The sequence below is a fragment of the Streptosporangium sp. NBC_01639 genome (genome assembly GCF_045209755.1).
In the GTDB taxonomy this organism is placed as follows: Bacteria; Actinomycetota; Actinomycetes; order Streptosporangiales; family Streptosporangiaceae; genus Streptosporangium.
The window spans coordinates 7,496,680-7,515,265 of sequence record NZ_CP109272.1 but is presented as its reverse complement, the minus strand read 5'-3'; the positions used below and the strand labels follow the sequence as shown (position 1 = coordinate 7,515,265).

The window sequence follows — 18,586 nt, the reverse complement described above, 5'->3', positions numbered from 1 at the left end:
AGGAACGGCCCCGCCGCACGTCGCCGTCCTTCGCCCGGGAGACACCGATGACACTGCCCATGCTCTCCGGAGAGCCCCAGGTGATCACGGTCGGGGCCGAGCTCCTCGGCGAGGCCCTGGACGCGCAGGCGGTGCCCAGGGTGGGGGTGGACTGGCGTCCGCCGATGCCCGGTACCACAGGCGACCTGGCCCGGGTGCTCGCCGACCCGCGCAGGGTTCGCGCCAACGCCACGGCCGTGGGCCGCCTGGTGTCCGCACGGCCCCAGCTCGTCGCGGTACGGCCCGCACACGAGGTGCTGGACCTGCCCAGGGGCACGTTCCTGCACGCGGGGCCGCCGATCGACTGGGAACGGGCGTCGGGCCCGATGCGCGGCGCGCTCGTCGGGGCGATGCTGCTGGAGGGGTTGGCCGCCGACGCGGAGGAGGCCGGCGGGCTGCTGGCGGCCGGCGGCGCCCGGCTGGAGCCCTGTCACCATCACCGGACGGTGGGCCCGATGGCGGGCGTGGTCAGCCCGTCGATGTGGATGTTCGAGGTCCGTGACGCCGAGCACGGCGGCACCGCCTACTGCTCGCTCAACGAGGGCCTGGGCAAGGTCCTGCGCTACGGCGCCTACGGCCCGGAGGTGCTGGCGCGGCTGCGCTGGATGGGCGAGGTGCTCGGCCCCGTCCTGCGGGCCACCCTGGAGCGGACCGGCCCGCTGGATCTCAGGGCGCTGACCGCGCAGGCCCTGCAGATGGGCGACGAACTGCACAACCGCAACCGGGCCGCCACCTCGCTGCTGGTGCGGGAGCTGGCACCGGGGATCGTGGACGCCGCCCCCGGCCACGCGGCCGAGGTGCTGCGTTTCGTCAACGGCAACGACCACTTCTTCCTCAACGCGGGCATGGCCGCGTGCAAGGTGAGCGCGGACGCGGCCAGGGACGTGCCCGGCTCCACCATGGTCGTCGCGATGGCCCGCAACGGCACGGACTTCGGCGTTCAGGTCTCCGGACTGGGTGACCGCTGGTTCACCGGTCCGGCGGGCGTGCCGGACGGTCTCTATCTCGGCGCGTACGGCCCCGCGGACGCCAATCCCGACATCGGCGACTCCACGATCACCGAGACCGCGGGGCTGGGCGGGTTCGCGATGGCCGCGGCCCCGGCGATCGTCAGGTTCGTCGGCGGCGACGTGTCCGACGCGACGGCGGCGACCCGGTCCATGTACGAGATCACCCTCGCCGAGCATCCCGCCTACCAGATTCCGGCCCTCGACTTCCGGGGCACACCGGTCGGCGTCGACGTCACGCTGGTCACCAGGACGGGGCTGCTGCCCACCGTGAACACCGGGATCGCGGGCCGGGTCGCGGGCACGGGACAGGTCGGCGCGGGGCTGGTGAGCCCGCCCGCCTCGGCCTTCACCGCCGCCCTGACCGCGCTGGCCGAGGCCGCCGACCCCGGCGGCGAATCGCGTAAGTAATCCTTTTCCCGGCAACCACCGCCCGAAATTCATGATCGAACCATGGAGGCGCGGCGGCGTATCACGGCTTGGCATCGGCTCTCGGGCGGCAGGTCAGCAAGGCTGCTGAGTGACACTTCCGGCATTCGGCGCTATGCGCTTTCGGGCGCACCAACTTCCATTTCCGAATGTGATCCCGATATCGTGGCCCGTCTTAGAAATAAGATTGATCGTGGGGGGACGGGGTACGATGACCGATCATTTGCTCGGCAGGGCCCCGAGGGGATCGGCGGACGAGAGCACCGGCGCGGCCACGCCGGCGGCGCAGGGCAGGCTGGTGGGCAGGCGATACCGCCTGATGTCACCGGTCGGCCGGGGCGGCATGGGCATGGTGTGGCAGGCGCACGACGTCCTGCTCGACCGGGACGTCGCGGTCAAGGAGCTGATCCTCCCCCACGGGCTGGACCACGCGGGCAAGCAGGTGGCGCACCGGCGCATGCTGCGTGAGGCCCATTCGGCGGCGCGGCTCAACCACCCCGGGATCGTCACCGTGCACGACGTCGTCGAGGAGGACGGCCGTCCCTGGATCGTGATGGAGCTGGTCCGCGCCTGGTCCCTGGAGCAGGCCGTACGGCAGAGCGGGCCGCTGCCCGTGGCGCAGGCCGCCGAGATCGGCGTCCGGGTGCTCGACGCGCTCCGCCACGCCCACGCCGCCGGAATCCTGCACCGCGACGTCAAACCCGGCAACGTGCTGCTCACCTCCGACCGGGTGGTGCTCACCGACTTCGGCATCGCCGCGATAGAGGGTGACATGGCGATCACCCAGACCGGTCAGCTGATGGGCTCCCCCGCCTATCTCCCGCCGGAGCGGCTGTCCGGCGGGCCGCTCACCCACGCCGCCGACCTCTGGTCCTTCGGCGCCACGCTGTACGCGGCCGTCGAGGGCCGCCCTCCGTACGAGGGTTCCGACTCGGTGGCCGTGCTGGGCGCGATCCTCACCCAGGAGCACAGGAGGCCGCAGCGGGCCGGAGCGCTGGTCGCCGTCATCGAGGGCCTGCTCCGCAAGGACCCGGCCGACCGGATGACCGCCGCCCAGGCGTCGGACCTGCTGGACCGGGTGCTGCGCAGCCACGGCTCCGCTCCCCCGGAACGCGGGCCCGCCCTGCCGTTCCCCCCGGCGTCGTTCCCGGACGGTCCCATGCCGGCGCACCTCATGTCGCCGCCGGACGCGCCCTCCGGGCCGATGCCCTCGCGGATCATCGAGACGCCCTCCGGCCCGGTGCGGGTGCCCTACGAGCCCTCGGCCGACGCGCCGGGCGGTTACGCGACGCCGCGCGACGCGCTGTCCGGCCCCTCCGGGACGCACCGCACCGGCCTGCCCCCCATCCCCGGGTGGCCCCCGGCCGAGGCCGCCGGTCACCAGCGCGGCTACGCGGCACTGCGCAGTCCGTCGGCCGACCTCGGCCGTTCCCCGGCGCCCGACGCACCGGCCGGTACCACCGGCGAGGCGGCGCCCGTCCCACGGCAGAGCTCCTCCGGAGCCGGGATGTGGCCCCTCGCGACCGCGGCCGGCCGGAGCACCCGCGACGCCGCGCAGGACTCCCGGTCCGTGACGGCGCCCAGCCGGTCGGAAGGTCGCAGGAGCTCCCGCCGGCGGGCCAGGGGAGGCGACGGCTGGATGCGCGAGGGGCGGCCGACACCGCGCCTGCTGCTGGCCGGTGGAGCCGTGGCACTGGTCGTGCTGGCCGCGCTGCTCGTCCTGCTCCCCGGCGACGACCCGGGCCCGGCGGAGACCCCGGCCCCGGCGACCTCCGCCCCCGCCGATCAGGCGTCGCAGGCGCCCGGTGCGGTCCCCGAGGGGTTCAGGACGCTGAGCGGGGCAGGCGTCTCCGGCGCGGTGGCCAAGGGGTGGACGGTGAAGACGGAGGAGAACGGTTCGGTCACCTTCTCCGCCCCTAAGGGCGGCGAGCAGAGCATCGTCGTCACCAAGGTTCCGGTGGCCGACCCGGTGACCGCGCTCCACCGGGCGAGCAAGAAGGGGCTGGACGAATACCTCGAGGTCGGGGTGGCGCCGGTCCGGTACGGCAGGTGGCAGGCCGCCGACTGGGAGTACACCTATGTCCGGCCCGGGAGCGTCGTCCCCATGCGCGGGCTGACCCGCTACGTGGCGCTCGACGACCGGACCGCCTACCAGATCACGTTCGCGATGCAGGACCTGGCCTGGGAGAAGAGCGTCCCGCTCCGGCAGGCCTTCCTCGACACCTTCGCCCAGGTCGGCTGAACTCCGGCGACCGTCTCCCGGAGAAACGTCACGAGTGATGACAGACTTCGCTCGTGACCGAAACCACCACAAATAGTGATATTTCCCCTATGGATAGGGGGGAGATCGTCACCGTTCAGCGGCGGACGCTCGCCGTCCTGTCCCTCGCCCAGATCACCAGCGGCGCCGGGGTCGCCGTGGCGCTCGCCCTCAGCTCGCTGGTGGTCGGCAAGCTCTCCGGCTCCGTGGCGATCAGCGGACTGGCCGGAACCGCGAGCGTGCTCGGCGCCGCCCTGCTGGCCCTGCCCACCGCCAGAGCCTCCGGCAGAGGGGGACGGCGGGCCGGGCTGACCCTGGCCTACGGCTCGGCCCTGCTCGGCTGCCTGATCGCGGTGATCGCCATCACGGCGGGCTCGTGGTCGCTGCTCCTCGCCGGGCTGGTGCTCTTCGGCGGGGCGAGTGCGGGCAACCTGGCCTCCCGTTACTCCGCGACCGACCTGTCCGCCCCGGGGCACTCGGCCCGGCACCTGTCGTGGGTGGTGTGGGCCGTCACCATCGGCTCGGTCGCCGGTCCGAACCTCGTGGAACCGGCCGACCGGCTCGCCCGCCGGGCCGGGCTCGTCCCGGACGCCGGCCCGTTCGTGCTCTCCCTGCTGACCTTCGCGATCGCGCTGGGCATCCTCATGGCCGGGCTGCGCCCCGACCCGCTGCTGCTGGCCCGCTCGGTCGCTCCCGCGACGTCCGCGGTCTCCCCGGCGGCGGCCCGGACCGGGGGCACACTGCGCGCCGCCTGGCAGGTCCTGCGCACGACACCGGCCGCGTCACGGGCACTGGTCGCGATCGCGGTCAGCCACACCGCGATGGTGTCGGTCATGTCCATGACGCCCATCCATCTCGACCACAACGGCGCCACCTATTCGGTCATCGGCATCGTGATCAGCACGCACATCGCGGGTATGTACGCCCTCTCACCGGTGGTCGGCTGGCTGGCCGACCGGATCGGCCGGGTCCGGGTGCTGGTGCTCGGCATGGTCCTGCTGCTGGCGGCCGCGGTCCTCGCCGGTACGGCCGGGCCGCACGGCGTCGCGCAGGTGTCGGCCGCCCTGGCCCTGCTGGGCGTCGGCTGGTCGTGCGGCCTGATCTCCGGCTCGGCGATGCTCAGCGAGGCCGTGCCGCTGGAGCGCCGTCCCGCCGTACAGGGCCTGTCCGACCTGCTGATGAACGTCTGCGGCGCGACCGGCACCCTGGTGGCCGGCGCGATCGTGGGCACCCTGTCCTACGGCGCGCTCGGCACCGTGGTGGCCGTCATGGTGACGATCACCGGCGGGTGGCTGGCCCTGCGGCAGACGTGAGGATCCCGCCACCGGCCCGGCCCCGCGCGCCGTCCGAACCCGCACCGTCCGAATCCAGGCCGGGCGAACCGGCGCGGGCCGGCCGGCTCCAGCTCACTTGGCGTCGGCGTAGCACCGCACCGCGAGGGCCTGCATCGGGAAACGCACCGGCGTCGGGCCGAACAGCAGCCGGGTCGCCTCCCCGGCGGCCGTCCCGACCGCCGCGACGACCTCCTCGGCCAGCTCCGCCGGACAGTGCACCATCACCTCGTCGTGCTGGAAGAACACCAGCCTGGCCGGGTCGGGCAACAGCCCGCGCAGCACGGCCATGAGCGCGAGCGCCCACTCCGCCGCGGTGGCCTGCACCACGAAGTTGCGGGTGAACCGGCCCCTGTCCCGGACCGCCCGGCTCCCCTCGGGCCCGGAGACCAGCTCCCGCCACCGGGCCGACGGCGGCGGGCAGGTGCGGCCGAGCCAGGAACGGACCAGGTGGCCTTCCTCCCCCCTCCGCGCGGCGTCCTCCACGAACCGGTAGGCCCTGGGGAAGCGCTGCCGCATCACGGCCAGCAGCCTGGACGCGTCCCCACTGGTCCCGCCGTACATCGCCGACAGCATGGCGAGCTTGGCGTTGTCGCGCTCACCGCCGAACGACTGGGCCAGCGCCTGGTAGAGGTCGATCTGCCCGGCCGCCCCGGCCAGGCCGCCGTCGCCGGCCATCGCGGCCAGGACCCGGGGTTCGAGCTGGGCCGCGTCGGCGACGACCAGGGTCCAGCCCTCGTCGGCGACCACAACCCTGCGCATCACCTTGGGGATCTGCAGCGCGCCGCCGCCGCTCGTGGCCCACCGGCCCGACACCACGCCGCCCACCACGTATTCGGGCCGGAAACGGTGGTCGCGGACCCACTGGTCGGCCCAGCTCCAGCCGTGGAAGCTGTAGATCCTGGCCAGCTCCTTGTAGGCCAGCAGGGGCGCGACGCCGGGGTGGTCGATCTCCTTGATCTCGCGGGCCCGGGTGGAGGCGACGGGCACGCCCGCCGCCTTGAACGCCCTGACGATCTGCTGCGGGGAGTCGGGGTTGAACGACGCGCCGAAGGCCGCCGCGACCTCGTCGGCCAGGGCCTGGAGCTTGGCGGGCCGCATGCCGTGCACCGGGCGCGGACCGAGCAGTCCGGTCAGGAGGGTGTCGTGCGCGTCCTCCCGCCAGGGCATGCCCTCGTGACCCATCTCCGCCGCGATGAGCGCCCCGGCGGACTCGGCGGCGACCAGCAGCCGGAAGCGTCCCGGATCCTCGACGGCCTCGATCCGCCTGAGCTGGTCGGCGTGGACCTGGGCGACCAGGCCGGCGTCGGGCGGGGCCGGCTCCTCCTCGAACAGGGTGGCCTGCCGCGCCTGCGGCCCGTGGTGGTCCTCCGGCACCGGGAGGCCGTGCAGGCGCGCGTGGGCGGCCTGGGCCGAGTGGGGCTCGCCGTAACGCCCTTCGTATCCCAGCAGCAGGCCCTCGGTCAGCGTCAGGTCGTGACAGCGGGTCAGCCGCACACCGGCGGCGAGCAGCGCGGGGTAGACCTCCCGGGTGTCCGTCCAGACCCAGCGCGGCCGGCCGGCCTCCAGCTCCCGCACGGCCCCCGCCAGATCGGCGACGACCCGTACGGGCTCCCCGTCCGGGCGCAGGACCCCTCCACCGCCGGGACCTGCGGCGACCACCACGTTCATACGCCCAGCCTGCCACGGAGGGCCGACATTTCCGATCAGAGGAGCGAGATCTCGACCTCGTCTTCGAGCGGGGGTTCGATCTCCTGCGGCAGGCAGCCGGTGGCGGCGAAGCACCGGATCCGCAACGCCTGCGGGGTCACGGAGATGTGCAGGAAACTCTTGAAGAAGGGCGGGGTGTCCCAGTCGGACAGCTCCGACAGGTAGCGGTGGAAGATCCGGCCCACGGGCAGCCGGAACGGCATCGGCCAGCCGCCGAGGATCCGTGCCGCCCACCGCATCCGCCGGGTGACGCGGACGGGCGGGCCGTCCCTGACCGGGGTGACGCCGATCCGCCGGGACATCAGCGCCGCGCTCTCCGCCGGGGTGAGATAGAGCCAGCGCATGCGCAGCCGTTCGCTGTAGAGCTTGCTGTAGAACGACAGCGAGTCGCCGCGCAGGGGGTAGCACCGGTAGTCGCCCTCGTCGATCCCGCCGACGGTGACCCTGGGGGTGGTGTGGGTGGCGTGCATGAAGGCCCCGGAGCCGCCCGCGACGATGTACTGAATCGTCCGGCCGCCGGCCGTGATCGGAAAGCGCTGGTAATTGTGCACGTCCCCGCCGATCGCGGCGACGTAGTTGTGCGCGGGGTCGGTGACGATGTCGTCGATCGTGCCGCCGTCCTCGAGCGCGGAAGGCTTGTACTCGTTACGGGTGTAGATGGGTTTGCCGGTGATCAGCACCTTGGGCCGGGGGTCGCGCGAGACCTCGCGCAGCCATCCGGCCTGCTCCCGGTCGATCGTGCCGCGGATGCCGGTGTCGACTCCCACGATGAGCAGACCGGGTGTCTCCATCGCCCAGTACGGCGCGGGCTGCACGGCCTGCTGCTCGGGCAGTGCCCGGCGCTCGCGCGCCCCGGCCAGCCCGGCCTCGTCGATCTTCTCCGGTCTGCGCCAGAGCAGCCCGCGCAGCCCGGCGGGCGACAGCCGGAACCCCTCGCGCTCGGCCTTGAGCGCGGGGGCGTCGCAGAAGACGCGCATGAAACCGCCGAGCCCGTCGTACCAGTCGTGGTTGCCGGGGACCGCGTAAATCGGCGCCCGATAGTCCTGGTAGGGGCGGAAGAACTTGTCGTCGTACTCGTTCCCCGATCCGGTGGGGTAGATCACGTCGCTGGCGATGACGGCGAAATCGGTGTCCGCGCCGAGCTTGAGCATGCCGGGGACCACGGCGTACTGCGAGGCGTCGCCCTCACCGGTGTCGCCGAGAACGAGGAAGGAGAACTCGGGCCCGACGTCCATCGGGATCCGGAAGGCGGAGTCGACGCCCCGCTCGCGCTGTGCGGCCACCCAGCGCGCACGGACCTGGCCCGAGGGGTCGCCGAACAGGCCCGCGAGGACCTCGTTCCTCGACCTCCAGACGGTGCGCGGGCTGAGCCAGGTGAAGGTCTCGGCGTTGGGCCGCAGCTCCTTGAACGTACCGATCTGGGCGCAGGCCCAGCCCGCGCCCTCCTCCGAGATCCGGGAGGAGAGCTCACGCCCGCGCTCCGCCGCGCGTCCTACATCGACCATGACCGTATTTTGGCGGTGATCTTACGAAGTCGCACCCGGATCAGGGAAGGCGGCCGATCTCGAAGTCGTCGAAGTAGGCGCGGGCGGGGGTCGAGGATCCGCCCTCCTGCCAGGCGGTCAGCCCGGACCGTCGGCGGTGGAAGGCTCCCGGTACGGCACGTCGGCGAATGTCTTTTCCCCTGAGAAAACGCATCAGAAACGGCCGGAAAGGATTCACGCCATCAGCACCCCGGGGTTGAGGACGCCCTCGGGGTCGAGCCGCTCCTTGACGCCGCGCAGGATCTCCACGCCCAGGTCGCCGATCTCGGCGGCGTAGGCCTCGCGGTGGTCGCGGCCGACGCCGTGATGGTGGGAGATCGTCCCCCCGGCCGTGACGATCGCCTCGCTGGCCGACCGCTTGGCCGTCTCCCACTGGGCGAGGGGGTCGCCGCTCTGGGCGGTGACGACGGTGAAGTAGAGCGAGGCGCCCGTGCCGTACACATGGGAGACATGGCACATGACCAGCGGCGAGCCGAGCGAGGCGTGCAGCGAGAGCCGTACGGCGTCGTAGAGCCGCGGGAGGTTGGACCAGAACCCGGCCGTCTCCAGCGTCTCCACGGTGGCTCCCGCCGCCAGCAGGGAGTCGCGCAGGTAGGGCGCCGAGTAGCGGCCGTGGACCCAGGACTCGCCGGGGCCGGTGCCCAGGGGGACGCCGCCGAGCCCGGACAGCACCGCCGCCGCGCCCTCCCGCCGGAGTGCCACCTCGGCGGGGTCGCCCTCGTAGCCCGCGATGGCCAGGCAGCCCGCGTCGGCCGCCAGGCCGCCGAGCTCGTCCGGCCGGGCCAGGCCGACCATCGTCTCGGTCTCGTCGGAGAGCCGGAGCACGGTGGGCAGGGGACCGTCCTGGGCGAGCCGCCGCAGCGCGGCCGAACCCGCCGCGAACGACGCGAACCGCCATCCCTCGTAGACCCGCTCGGCGGGGGCCCGCCGCACGCGGAGTCTCAGGGAGGTGATCACCCCGAAGGTGCCCTCCGAGCCGAGGATCACCTGACGCAGGTCGGGCCCCGCGGCGGACTTGGGGGCGCGGCCGAGTTCGAGGGTGCCGCGCGGGGTGGCCACGGTCAGGCCGACGACCATGTCGTCGAACCGGCCGTAGCCCGCCGAGGCCTGGCCGCTGGAGCGGGCCGCGGCGAAACCGCCCAGCGTGGCGTACTCGAACGACTGGGGGAAGTGCCCCAGGGTGAGCCCGTGTCCGGCGAGGAGCCGCTCGGCCTGGGGCGCCCGCAGCCCCGGCTCCAGCTCGGCCGTCATCGACTCGGCGTCCACCGAGATCAGCCTGTTCAGCCGGGCCAGGTCGAGGGCGACGACCCCGGCGAAGCCGTGCCGCGCGGCCACCAGACCACCGACGACCGAGGTGCCCCCGCCGAACGGGACCACCGCGACCCGGTGCGCGGCGCAGAGCCGCAGCAGCTCCAGCACCTCGGCGTGCGAGCCGGGCAGCACCACGGCGTCGGGGGCGTCGGAGCCGTCTCCCGCGCGCATGCGCATCAGGTCGGGGGTGGACTTGCCCCGGGTGTGCCGGATCCGGGCGTCGTCGTCGGAGCGGACGTGGTCGGCGCCGACGATGCCGCCCAGCTCGGCCAGGACCGTCGAGGAGAGCGCCACCGGAGGCAGCCGCACGTCGCCGAAACGCGCCGCCGGGGTCGCCGGCGCGTGTACGCCCAGCATGTCCTGGAGCAGCCCGCGGATCGGACCTGGCAGTTCGGCGGCTTTGGCGGGGTCGCCCCAGCCCGACCAGAGCATGGGTTCGGCGGCGGTCGTCGGAGTTTCCACCTCTACACTGTGACATATGACGTCTATTCGTCACAATACGACTATGGACAAGGACGATCCGGTCCTCGACGCCGCCCGCGAGATGGTGCTCGCGGTCGGAGTGCGACGGACCACCCTCACCGACGTGGCCCGCCGGGCCGGACTGTCCCGGATGACGATCTACCGCCGCTGGCCCGACGTGCGCAGCCTCGTCGCCGACCTGATGACCCGTGAGTGGGGGCGTGCCGCGGGCCGGTTCGCCACCGAGGACCCGGTCACCGCGGCGGTCGGAACGGTCCGGGCGCTGCGCGGCCATCCGCTCTGGCGCAAGATCGTCGAAGTGGACCCCGAGCTGCTCCTGCCGTACCTGCTCCAGCGCAGAGGCGCCAGCCACGAGGCCATGCTCACGCTCGTGGAGTCGGCGATCACGCGGGGCCAGCACCGGGGCACCGTACGGCCGGGCGCCCCGGTGGCCCTGGCCAGGGCGGTGCTGCTGACCGCGCAGTCGTTCCTGCTGTCCGGCCCGACCATGCTCGATCCCCTCACCCAGGACGACCTGGACACCGAGCTGACCACGCTTCTGGAGAGGTACCTCCGGCCATGAACTCCTCCCTCAACGCCGCCCGCCGCTCGCGTGAACTCGCCGAGGTCCGCGACCTCGCGGTGGACGTGCTGGTGGTCGGACTCGGTGCCACCGGCGCCGGGGCGGCGCTCGACGCGGCCTCCCGCGGCCTCTCGGTGGCCGCGATCGACGCCCACGACCTGGCGTTCGGCACCTCCCGATGGAGCTCCAAGATGATCCACGGAGGGCTCCGCTACCTGGCCAGGGGCCAGGTGGCGGTGGCGCACGAGAGCGCGGTGGAGCGCGGCGTCCTCCTCCGCCGCACCGCCCCGCATCTGGTCAGGGCCGCGCCGTACCTCCTGCCGCTGACTCCGGCGGTCTCCGGCGGGCGGGCCGCGACGGTGATGGCCGGCTACCGGCTCGGCGACGGGCTGCGGGCTGCGGCGCGCACGCCCCGCCGGCTGCTCCCCGGCCCTTCACGGATCTCCGCCGGGCGGGCGCTCGACCTCGCCGCGCCGCTGAACCCGGACGGCCTGCGCGGCGCGCTGCTCTCCTGGGACGGGCGGCTGGTCGACGATGCCCGGCTGGTGGTGGCACTGGCCAGGACGGCCGCCGCGCACGGGGCCAGGATCCTGACCCGCTGCCGGGCACTGGAGCTGGCCGGGGACGGCGCCCAGGTCCGTGACGAGCTCACCGGGGACACCTTCGCGATCCGGGCCAGGGCCGTGATCAACGCCGCCGGGGTCTGGGCCGCCCAGCTCGACCCGGGCATCCGGCTGCGTCCCTCACGCGGCACCCACCTGGTGCTCCGGCCGGAGACCCTTCCCGGGCTGCGGGCCGGACTGCACGTGCCGATCCCGGGCGAGAGCAACCGGTTCGCGCTGGTGCTCCCCCAGGCTGACGGCCGGGTCTACGTGGGACTCACCGACGAGCCGGTGGAGGGGCCGATCCCCGACGTCCCGCAGGCACCCGAGGAGGATGTGACATTCCTGCTCGGGGTGCTCAACTCGGTCCTGGCCGTGGCGATCGGGCGGGAGGAGGTGGCCGGGACCTACGCCGGGCTGCGCCCGCTGCTCGCCGCCGAGGGACGCACCGCCGACGTGTCCAGGAAGCACGCGCTGCTGACCTCGCAGGACGGGGTCGTCACGGTCGTGGGCGGCAAGCTGACCACCTACCGGCGGATGGCCCAGGACGCGGTCGACCGGGCGGTGTGGTCGCGCGGCCTGGACGCGGGCGAGAGCCGTACGGCGCGACTGCCCCTGGTGGGGTCCGCCCCCGGGGACGCCGGCCCGCCGGGACGGCTGGCGGGACGTCACGGGAGCGAGGCGGCGTCCCTGCGGGCCCTCATGGCGGAGGATCCCGCGCTGGCCGAGCCGCTGCCGACCGGGGTCACCGGGGCCGAGCTCGTCTGGGCGGTCCGGCACGAGGGCGCGCTGGACGTCGACGACCTGCTCGACCGCCGCACCCGCATCGGTCTGGTCCCGGAGGACAGGGCGGCCGCCCTGTCCGCGGCTCGGGCCGCCCTGGAATATTGACCCGCACTGTTTTCCGCGCAGCTATTGACAACAGAGCATTGACACCAGTTGATATCACCCTCTTGACGCGGGGGCCTTGGAGGCCGTAAGGCCCCGTCCGCACCAGTCATCTCAGGCATTCCCTGCGCCACGCCCGTAAGGACGTTAGGTTAGTCTTACCTAAGTGTCTTGACAGGGGGAGTGCACGTGACCAGCAGGAGCGTTCCGGACCGGGCGGCCAAGGGGTGCGCGCACCACCGGGAGTCCCATACGGACGCCATGCCGGTTCTCGCCAGCGCGACCGTGGGGGCACGGTTCTGGCTGCTCATCGAGCACTCCGGCCCCTGGGCCTCGCATCTGGAGGACTGCTTCCTCCCCGAGGACGTGCACAGTCTTATCAAACGGGCCACGAGCCTCGGCATCCGGCCCCAGCTCATCCGCCGCCCCGGCCGGCGGAGCCACAGAGGCCCCGGAATCCACGTCATGGTCGCCGACTCCACGGCCGCCGAACCATGGCTCGCAGAGGGTGTCATCGCAGGTCCAGACGATCTTGACATGGATGCCTTGGTGGCCGGAGTGGTCCCGGAGTCCTGCATACTTGTGAGTGAGCCGGTATTTCTGGTCTGCACGCATGCCAAGCGCAACGCGTGCTGCGCCCGCATTGGACTGCCCCTCGCTCGTGCTCTGGCAGAAATATTGCCAGACAGAATATGGGAAACATCACATGTCGGCGGCGATCGCTACGCCGCCAACCTCGTGTGCTTGCCACACGGGCTTTACTACGGCAGCATGTCTCAGGCTGCTGCGATCGCGGCAGCCGACGCGTACCGGTCCGGTGAGGTCATCCTCGACCGTTTCCGGGGACGCGCGGGTATCCCTGAGCCATTGCAAGCTGCCGAGCATTTCGTCCGCTCCCATACGGGCGAGCTCTCGGTCAGCGGAGTGGCCGTGGAATCCTCCAGGTCGGACGGCGACACCACCGAGGCGTTCGTGCGCGGTAGTGACGCTCGTTTTCGGGTAGTGGTGGAACCCATGACGTTGACAACGCCATGCGGTATGGCTTGCGCCGACACGATCACTACCTATCGGCTGGTTTCGCTGGACAGGGTCACACCTGTGCGGTATGCCACGTCCGCCCTCACCTGACCTGAGGGAACATCACGGCCAAACCAGGCGTTGGAATCAGGGACGTCATAAACGTCCAATGCGGCATCAAACCGAAATACCCTCACTAAAAGGTGGTTTTCTCATGTCTCAGGTACGTCGGCAGACCGCTCGTCCTCGGCCCAGCTGGGGCTGGCAGGATGACGCCGCGTGCCGGGGTGAGGACCTCGTGCTCTTCTTCGGTCCCGACGGCGAGCGTCAGCCCGAGCGTGACATTCGCGAGCGTAAGGCCAAGGCCATCTGCGCCCAGTGCCCCGTGCGCGCCGAGTGCCTTGACTACGCGCTGTCCCGCCCGGAGAAGTACGGCACCTGGGGCGGCCTGAACGAGGACGAGCGCGCCTCCGAGCGTCGCCGTCGCATGCGCCGCGCCGCCAGCGCCGGCATCAGCGCCGTCGCCTGAGCAGCACCTCCCACCCGGCTTCCCCCGCGTGTGATCTCGCTGATTCCCCTGCGAGATCACACGTTGTTGTGTACGGTCGGGGTGTTGAGCGCCCCGACCGCGCCGAGTAACCCCAAGAGACAGGCCATCGGGGCCGTCGCATTCGCAGCCCCGATCCCCGGCAGCCCCTCTCACACTAAGCCATCATCGCTCCCCCTCAGACGCTCGATCCCCCGAGGGAGTCTTCCGGGCGTCTCGCCGGCCGCGTGACGGCAACGGCTTGACCTGGGGCGCCGAGCAGTTGGGGCAGTTCCGGTCCACCCACGGCGCCGTGGTGACGAATCCCCGCCTGCGCCATCCGACCGGGCGCCCGTCGTCGGCTTGCAGGGTCTCGTAGACGTCCTCCCATACGTGCAGGCAGCGCAGGCACTGGAAGTCCCAGGCCTCGGTGACCGCGTCGATCTCCTTCACGAACTCTCTCCTCGCATACGCTGTGCTGATCCGGACGGCGAACCGTCGGACCTATATGCGAGAGACACTCAGCAGAATCAGCCGATCGGCCGGAGCCCGGGGCGCGGCGGGGAGTTCCCCGGCGTCCGCGCTCCGGGCCGGCGGACCTCCGGCGGGCTGCGCCACGGCCGAGAGACGCGGGATGACGGACACCCTGGCCTGCGCGCGTGGATCACGCCTGCTCTGGCCGTAGCGGACGACGGGTTCGGCGGGCGGCTCGTCGGCGGGCTGCCCGTCGCTCACGACGGTCGCGACGAGCGCCCCTTCGGACGGCCCCGTAACGTCCGGGTGCCAGGCCAGACAGAGCCCGAGGCAGACGAGGACCGCGAGCCACGGCGCCGCCCGGCGGCGCCGTGGGGACGCGCATCCGTGCGGACCGGCGATCACACTTGAAACGTTGCCTACGGAGAGTAGCCAAAACTCCACACCCGGTAATAACAGGTGTTCCGCCGGGAACGCAACCATCGCCGGGCCGGTGAAACGGTAAAGACGTCGGCGGACCGGGGCCGGGTGCACCCCGGCCCCGGTCCGCCGTCAGGCTCAGGAGGTCATGGACGGCTCCGGCCGGGCTTCCGCATCTCCTTGTGGATGACCTTCCACCGGTTCTGCAGTTCCTTACGGAGCCGCGCGTCGCTCCTGGACGCCATCCAGGCGGCCTCACGCTGGAGCTTGTTCCAGCTCTCCAGCCGACGTTCGGGCAGCGTGCCGTCCTCGATCGCGGCGATCACGGCGCAGCCGGGCTCGCTGTCGTGCACGCAGTCGGCGAACCGGCACCGTTCGGAGAGGTCCTCGATGTCGGAGAAGACCATGTCGACGCCCTCGCCCATGTCGTACAGGCCGATGCGGCGGATACCGGGCGTGTCGATGATGAGGCCGCCGCCCGCGAGCGGGATGAGCTCGCGGTGCACCGTGGTGTGGCGGCCCCGGCCGTCGCCGGCCCTGACCTGCTGGGTCTCCATCACCGGTTCCCCGGCAAGGGCGTTGACCAGTGTGGACTTACCCGCGCCCGAAGCGCCGAGCACCACCGCGGTGCGCGTCCCTTCCAGGTAGCCGCGCACGATCTCGACGCCCTCGCCGGTGACGGAGCAGACCGCGTGCACATCCACCCCGGGAGCCGCCGTGCCGACCTCCCGCATCAGGTGGTCGAGACCATCGCCGATGAGGTCGGACTTGGTGACGAGCACCACCGGCTGTCCCCCACTCTCCCAGGCCAGCGCGAGCAACCGCTCGATCCGGCCCAGGTCGGCGGTGTCGGTCGAGTGCAGGGCGGGTTCGGCGACGAACACGACATCGACGTTCGCCGCGAGCACCTGTCCCTGGGAGTCGCCGGACAGGCCGCCCCGGGAGACTCTGCCGACGCCGCCGCGCACGAACGCGGTGCGGCGGGGCAGGAGCGCCTCCAGTTCGAAGCGGCCCTCGGGCAGCCTCCGGAGCGCGGCCCAGTCCCCCACGCAGGGCAGGGCGACCGGATCGGCGGCGGCGGACCGCCGTACGTGGGCACTGTAGTGGGCCTGTGCGTGACCGTCGGCGGACAGCACCTCGGCGGCGCCGCGGTCCACCCGGGCCACCCGGGCCGGAATCAGACCGGCGGGAAGCTCGGCGGCGAGAGAGTCGTTCCAGCCGAGCGAGAAGAGAACGGAAGAACCAGAGGAAACTGGCGAAGACAACGTGGGTACACCCTTTGGAGAAGCCGGGCGCCCCTGCGTGAGCTGGGCTAGGCGGGCACCCGGAGGTTGACGGACGGCAGGCTCATCAGAACAACCCGCATAGTCCTCACCTCCAACGTCTGTGGCCACACGCCTTGCGGCACGGCTCCGTGACAGGAGATTAGCGCAGACCCACCCTGTCCGCGCAAGCCGTTAACGGCGTGTCCACCGGCGGCGCCGCCACGGCCGGCCGCCGTACCGGAGCCGCGCCGTACGGCGGAGCCGCGCCGTACGGCGGAGCGCACGTGAGAAGGCCCCGGCGCCTCCGTCCGGAGGTGCCGGGGCCTTCCACCGGATCAGGTCACAGCCCAGGGGCCGGGAACTGCGAGGTCAGCTCGGTGACCTCGCCGTGCACCCGGGTGATGACGTGCTCGGCCTCGTCCTCGTCCTTGGCCAGCGCGGTGACGACCTGGTCGATCCAGGCGCCGATCTGCCGCATCTCGGTCGCACCCATACCCCGGCTGGTCACTCCGGCGGTGCCGATGCGGATGCCCGACGGGTCGAACGGCTTGCGCGTGTCGAAGGGCACGGTGTTGTAGTTGGTCTCCAGGCCGGCCCTGTCCAGCGCCTTCGCGGCGGGCTTGCCACCGATGCCCTTGGGGGTCAGATCGAACAGGATGAGGTGGTTGTCGGTGCCGCCGGAGACCAGGTCGAAGCCGCGCCCCTTGAGCTCCTCGGCCAGCGCCTGGGCGTTCAGGACGACCTGACGGGCGTAGTCCCTGAACTCGTCGGTCGCCGCCTCCTTCAGCGCCACCGCGATGGCCGCGGTGGTGTGGTTGTGCGGGCCGCCCTGCAGACCCGGGAAGACGGCCTTGTTGAGCGCGGTGGCGTGCTCGTCGGAGGTGGCCATGAGCATCGCGCCGCGGGGACCCCGCAGGGTCTTGTGGGTGGTGGTGGAGATGACGTCCGCGTGGCCGACCGGCGACGGGTGGGCGCCACCGGCCACCAGGCCGGCGATGTGCGCGATGTCGGCGGCGAGCACCGCGCCGACCTCCCGGGCGATCTCGGCGAAGGCCGGGAAGTCGATCGTGCGCGGGATCGCGGTGCCACCGCAGAAGATCAGCTTGGGCCGCTCGCGGAGGGCGATCTCGCGGACCTCGTCCATGTCGACCCGGCCGGTGTCCTGGCGCACGCCGTAGCGGACCGGGTTGAACCACTTGCCGGTGGCGGAGACGGACCAGCCGTGGGTGAGGTGGCCGCCGAACGGCAGGCCCATCCCCATCACGGTGTCGCCCGGCTGCAGGAAGGCCAGGTAGATGGCGAGGTTGGCGGGCGAGCCCGAGTAGGGCTGGACGTTGGCGTGGTTCACCCCGAACAGGGACTTGGCCCGCTCGATGGCGAGCGTCTCGACCTGGTCGATGACCTGCTGGCCCTCGTAGTAACGCTTGCCGGCGTATCCCTCGGAGTATTTGTTGGTGAGAACGGTGCCGGTCGCCTCGAGGACGGCCTTGGAGACATAGTTCTCCGAGGCGATGAGCTTGACGGTGTCGGCCTGACGGCGCTCCTCCGCCTTGATCAGCTCGGCGATCTGCGGATCGACGCTGGAAAGAGAACTCATGGCGCCTTCACTCCCTGTGTCATCGTTGACGTCGTGCGAAGACCCAGGCGCACGGCCTTCGCCATTCCGCTCCCCGGTGGTCTCTCCCACCCAATGCGCCAGTCGCGCTTTAGACGATAGCGGACCGGCCGGCCCTACCCGGCACGGCTGATCCGACCCGCCCCGTCCACCGGCCAGAGCCGGTCCACCTCGGCGTTGAGGGTGGCCCCGATGAGCACGGCCAGTGCGGTGATGTAGAGCCAGAGCAGCACCGCGACCGGGGCGGCGAGCGAACCGTAGATCGAGACCGGGGAGAACCAGGCGGCGAGCACCTCGCGCAGCACCGCGGCACAGGCGATCCAGATGACGAGGGCGAGCAGCGCTCCCGGCAGCTCACGCCACCAGCGCGTCCGCACCGGCACGCTCACGTGGTAGAGCAGGGTGAGGAAGAACACCGAACCGACGACGACCACCGGCCAGTAGAGGCTGTCCACCAGCGAGGCGTAGTCGGGGGGCAGGGCGCCGCGCAGCGCCGCGGGACCGAGGACGAGGACCGGCATGACGAGCAGACCTATCAGCAGGCCGGCGAGATAGAGCCCGAAGGACATCAGCCGGGTCCGGATGATGCCGCGTTCCTCGCCGAGCCCGTAGGCGACCGAGATCAGGTCCACGTAGACGAACAGCGCCCGCGAGCCCGACCACAGTGCCAGCAGGAAGCCCAGCGAGATCAGCGAGACCTGGTTCTCGGGCTTCAGCACGTCGTCGACCAGCGGCGTGACGACGGTGTCCACGGCGTTGTCGGTGAACAGCAGGTGCGCCTGCGCGTCGATCCAGGCCGTGACGTTCTGCAGTGTCTCCGGGCCGAACACCCAGGTGAGCTGACCGAGCACACCGATCAGCCCGAGCGTGAACGGCGGCAGCGACAGCAGCGCGAAGAAGGCCGCCTCACCGGCCAGACCGGTGACCCGGTAGGCGACGCCCGCGTTGGTGGTGGCGACGGCCAGTGCCCACAGGCCCGTTCCGCGGACCCAGGAGAGCCCGGCGCGGAGCCTGGCCCGGCGCCCTTGCGGCGAGCGCCGGTCGGGCCCGGGCCGGTGCGCCGGAGCGTCGGTGGGCGTCATGGCACCCAACGGTATTTCCTG

15 protein-coding genes and 1 riboswitch are annotated in these 18,586 nt (G+C 72.1%); of the genes, 7 read left to right on the top strand and 8 right to left on the bottom strand.

Features of this window, described 5'->3' with window-relative positions:
- Positions 1-47: 47 nt before the first annotated feature.
- The 3 genes from OHA77_RS34180 (at position 48) to OHA77_RS34170 (ending at position 5,048) form a co-directional block, all read left to right on the top strand.
- Positions 48-1,457, top strand: a complete 1,410-nt coding sequence (locus tag OHA77_RS34180) for a DUF1116 domain-containing protein (RefSeq protein ID WP_406313436.1) — start codon at positions 48-50, stop codon at positions 1,455-1,457.
- A gap of 229 nt (positions 1,458-1,686) precedes the next feature.
- A complete protein-coding gene (locus tag OHA77_RS34175; protein ID WP_406313434.1) occupies positions 1,687-3,717 on the top strand; it encodes a protein kinase domain-containing protein in 2,031 nt (676 codons plus the stop codon).
- Positions 3,718-3,806: 89 nt separating this feature from the next.
- Positions 3,807-5,048: an MFS transporter gene (locus OHA77_RS34170; RefSeq protein WP_406313432.1), complete on the top strand. Its 1,242-nt coding sequence runs from the start codon at positions 3,807-3,809 to the stop codon at positions 5,046-5,048.
- Between the two features lie 93 nt (positions 5,049-5,141).
- Here OHA77_RS34170 and OHA77_RS34165 read toward each other — a convergent pair whose 3' ends face one another.
- The 3 genes from OHA77_RS34165 to OHA77_RS34155 form a co-directional block, all read right to left on the bottom strand.
- Positions 5,142-6,737, bottom strand: a complete 1,596-nt coding sequence (locus tag OHA77_RS34165) for a bifunctional 3'-5' exonuclease/DNA polymerase (protein ID WP_406313430.1) — start codon at positions 6,735-6,737, stop codon at positions 5,142-5,144.
- A 35-nt stretch (positions 6,738-6,772) separates the two neighbouring features.
- Entirely contained in the window at positions 6,773-8,281 is a 1,509-nt protein-coding gene (locus OHA77_RS34160; protein ID WP_406313428.1) for a metallophosphoesterase family protein, read from the bottom strand.
- A gap of 213 nt (positions 8,282-8,494) precedes the next feature.
- Positions 8,495-10,063 carry an FAD-binding oxidoreductase gene (locus OHA77_RS34155; RefSeq protein ID WP_406319919.1) on the bottom strand — a complete coding sequence of 523 codons (1,569 nt, stop codon included), beginning with the start codon at positions 10,061-10,063 and terminating at the stop codon, positions 8,495-8,497.
- Between the two features lie 46 nt (positions 10,064-10,109).
- On the opposite strand from OHA77_RS34155, the gene OHA77_RS34150 reads away from it, so the two are divergent.
- The 4 genes from OHA77_RS34150 (at position 10,110) to OHA77_RS34135 (ending at position 13,712) form a co-directional block, all read left to right on the top strand.
- Complete coding sequence (locus tag OHA77_RS34150) at positions 10,110-10,676, top strand: TetR/AcrR family transcriptional regulator (RefSeq protein ID WP_406313426.1); 567 nt, start codon at positions 10,110-10,112, stop codon at positions 10,674-10,676.
- Positions 10,673-12,169: a glycerol-3-phosphate dehydrogenase/oxidase gene (locus tag OHA77_RS34145; protein WP_406313425.1), complete on the top strand. Its 1,497-nt coding sequence runs from the start codon at positions 10,673-10,675 to the stop codon at positions 12,167-12,169. The genes OHA77_RS34150 and OHA77_RS34145 overlap by 4 nt, the downstream gene beginning before the upstream one ends.
- A 186-nt stretch (positions 12,170-12,355) precedes the next feature.
- A complete protein-coding gene (locus OHA77_RS34140; protein WP_406313424.1) occupies positions 12,356-13,294 on the top strand; it encodes a sucrase ferredoxin in 939 nt (312 codons plus the stop codon).
- Between the two features lie 103 nt (positions 13,295-13,397).
- Positions 13,398-13,712: a WhiB family transcriptional regulator gene (locus OHA77_RS34135; RefSeq protein WP_012893126.1), complete on the top strand. Its 315-nt coding sequence runs from the start codon at positions 13,398-13,400 to the stop codon at positions 13,710-13,712.
- 183 nt (positions 13,713-13,895) lie between these two features.
- On the opposite strand, the gene OHA77_RS34130 is transcribed toward OHA77_RS34135, so the two are convergent.
- The 5 genes from OHA77_RS34130 to OHA77_RS34110 form a co-directional block, all read right to left on the bottom strand.
- Positions 13,896-14,162, bottom strand: coding sequence for a hypothetical protein (locus OHA77_RS34130; RefSeq protein ID WP_326824091.1), 267 nt, complete (start codon positions 14,160-14,162; stop codon positions 13,896-13,898).
- Positions 14,163-14,213: 51 nt separating this feature from the next.
- A complete protein-coding gene (locus tag OHA77_RS34125; protein ID WP_326824092.1) occupies positions 14,214-14,588 on the bottom strand; it encodes a hypothetical protein in 375 nt (124 codons plus the stop codon).
- Positions 14,589-14,749: 161 nt separating this feature from the next.
- Positions 14,750-15,868, bottom strand: a complete 1,119-nt coding sequence (rsgA, locus tag OHA77_RS34120; protein ID WP_406313423.1) for a ribosome small subunit-dependent GTPase A — start codon at positions 15,866-15,868, stop codon at positions 14,750-14,752.
- A gap of 340 nt (positions 15,869-16,208) precedes the next feature.
- The gene (glyA, locus tag OHA77_RS34115) at positions 16,209-17,465 is read right to left on the bottom strand and encodes a serine hydroxymethyltransferase (RefSeq protein WP_406313422.1); all 1,257 of its coding nucleotides are present in this window, start codon (positions 17,463-17,465) and stop codon (positions 16,209-16,211) included.
- 34 nt (positions 17,466-17,499) lie between these two features.
- A riboswitch (ZMP/ZTP riboswitch) is annotated at positions 17,500-17,581 on the bottom strand.
- Positions 17,582-17,599: 18 nt separating this feature from the next.
- Entirely contained in the window at positions 17,600-18,565 is a 966-nt protein-coding gene (locus OHA77_RS34110; RefSeq protein WP_326824095.1) for a YihY/virulence factor BrkB family protein, read from the bottom strand.
- Positions 18,566-18,586 lie beyond the last annotated feature (21 nt).